The sequence below is a fragment of the Citrobacter sp. NCU1 genome, from assembly GCF_010231475.1.
Classification (GTDB): domain Bacteria; phylum Pseudomonadota; class Gammaproteobacteria; order Enterobacterales; family Enterobacteriaceae; genus Citrobacter_D.
In genome coordinates this window covers 1-2,074 of the sequence record NZ_NRDO01000103.1, presented here as the reverse complement: position 1 = coordinate 2,074, position 2,074 = coordinate 1, and the positions used below count along the sequence as shown (strand labels likewise).

At 46.4% G+C, this 2,074-nt stretch carries 3 protein-coding genes; all 3 read right to left on the bottom strand.

Going from position 1 to position 2,074, the window contains the following annotated elements:
• Positions 1-257: 257 nt before the first annotated feature.
• Positions 258-470 (bottom strand): hypothetical protein, encoded by a 213-nt coding sequence (locus CJP72_RS24290; RefSeq protein ID WP_238340165.1) that lies wholly within the window; start codon positions 468-470, stop codon positions 258-260.
• Complete coding sequence (locus CJP72_RS24285; RefSeq protein ID WP_162383805.1) at positions 463-759, bottom strand: hypothetical protein; 297 nt, start codon at positions 757-759, stop codon at positions 463-465. The genes CJP72_RS24290 and CJP72_RS24285 overlap by 8 nt, the downstream gene beginning before the upstream one ends.
• A 55-nt stretch (positions 760-814) precedes the next feature.
• Positions 815-2,074, bottom strand: a 1,260-nt coding sequence (locus tag CJP72_RS24280) for a DUF3560 domain-containing protein (protein ID WP_202882588.1), incomplete at its 5' end; no start/stop codon positions are given.

Here is a 2,074-nt window from a genome sequence, read left to right as displayed (position 1 = left end):
GCAGCGCGAACCCCTGACCGTCATATTCCGTTAAACCTCCCCATTCCTGCCAGGCCATAGCGCACACACAGGCCACTCAGAACCCGGCACAGCCTCCCGGAGGGCGCAGTTAGCGCGTGAGCCTGCGAACGGTACGCCATCGCGCTTAAGGCGCGGTGGGGCGCTGTACTGCGGGTGCTGGCTTTGCCAGCTTACCAGGCGGCTACCACATGGTGTATATACACTTAAATAATTACAATGTATATACGGTGTAATTATCAGCGTTTTGTTAAAATATATTCAGGGTGCTCGCCAGCTAACAACAACAAAAACTCAAACTTAACGCCAGGCAGCTTTTGGATGCAATTCTTCGAAATGAGGTTATCCCATGATTTAAGAGACATGGTTAGCCGCTCTGCTAACTCAGTTTTAGTCAGACCGGTTTTAGCTTGCAATTGTGCCAGAAATTCAGGGGTTTGCTCTTTAAGCATTCTTTTGTGACTCCAAAAATTCACGGTGCAGGCTGGTAAAACACTCAGCCAGTGGTTTGAACTTTTCATTTTTAGGGATCAATGGAAGGATCTCAGTGTCAATATCATTAATAGAATCAAACTCATAGGATTCATCAAAAATGATGAAACGCTCCCGTTTCCCGCCCCCAGGGGGATTTGTGCGTCCCAGGGCAGTAAAGTTGAGACAGCATGAATCTGAATCAACATAAACAGTCAACTTGCACTGTTTATTTCCTTTTGAAATCATCTTGCTAAATATTTCTTTCATGGGTTGCCCTTCGTTAAATAAGCAACCTAGCCCAGGTAGGGGCTAGGTTTCAGTTTCATGCCAGCAATTTGCTTTTCACGCACCTGGCATCATAAAGCGCATTCGGAGTGATTTTTCTTACCCAAGCATTGCGCGTCCTGCTCCATTTGAATGAGTTGGAACCGAGCAATTTACGGATCTCAATTTCCGGTTTTCCTGGGAAAATAAACATTACTCGACTATCTGCACTATCTACACGATAGATAAAACCATCATATTCTTCTTTTAAATCAGTAATATGCTCTTTCATCGCTTGCAGTTGAGTGATTCTCTTCCGCAGCCGCGCAATCTCTGCATTGTTATTCTGAAGGGAATAGGGCGCAAAACCTACGTAACCAAAGCAATCCCCTTTTAACAGCGTTCCGGCCTGAGTATCATCAAGCCCTAACGCTAAAAGCGCCGCAAGTTGGGTATTAGGCGTTTTGTGCTTCTTAATCGCCTTATTGCAAGCTTTCATTAGCTCCTGGTTATTTGTCAGTCTGGTTAGTTTAGCCGTGAGTTTTTGCACTGCTGCCGGGTCGTCACTCGATACACCGCCAGTTCCTACAGATGCCGCTTTTCGCTCGTAATATTCAGCTTTCTCCTGTAACTGAAATGAGCGGTTAAAAGTACCTGTAATTTTCTCACGGTAGCGGCGATCTCGTTTTTCGCTGTGATGGCCAATCAGAATAGGCTGACCAAATGGGATTACTTCAGCCATTCTGTGAGCATTTCTAAATGCGCTAGAGCTATCGGTGCGGGCCTTTGATGCCAGACCTTGATAACGTTCTCTACGGGCGTTTAAACGCTCTTCATAGGCGTTAACTTCCGGCGCTTCCGGCGCTTCCGGCGCTTCCGGCGCTTCCGGCGCTTCCGGCAGGGCCATTTTTTCGTTAGATTCAGGGTTGTCAAGCTTCGCCGTCTGGCTGATGTGGAAGACGGTTGTTGCTTTGGTTTTCAACACAGGTACTTCTTCGCCCGTCACTTCATCTTTTTTCGTGCAGGCTATGCGGGTGATGACTTTGATGCCCTTTTCACCTTTCAGGACTGTACGACCTAAAGCCTTCCAAGCATTGAACGTGAATACATTCTCGCGCGGGATAATGTCATTTTCGCAGATCCCTTTATCCATGAAACCGTCAATAATAGCCTGATAATTTGCGATAGAGTTATTGGATAAGGCGCGGCTAAGAGCTTCCTGCTGAATATTTTCTTTGGTGGCTGATTTTTTCACTTTAAATCTCCTGCCCTTAAGGGCTGTTGGATGATGAAACAGGCCGTTCCCCGTTTCAATGAA

Coding starts and splice junctions, on each gene's coding strand:
- CJP72_RS24285 (WP_162383805.1), bottom strand. CDS start 759: ATGAAAGAAATATTTAGCAAGATGATTTCAAAAGGAAATAAACAGTGC.
- CJP72_RS24290 (WP_238340165.1), bottom strand. CDS start 470: ATGCTTAAAGAGCAAACCCCTGAATTTCTGGCACAATTGCAAGCTAAA.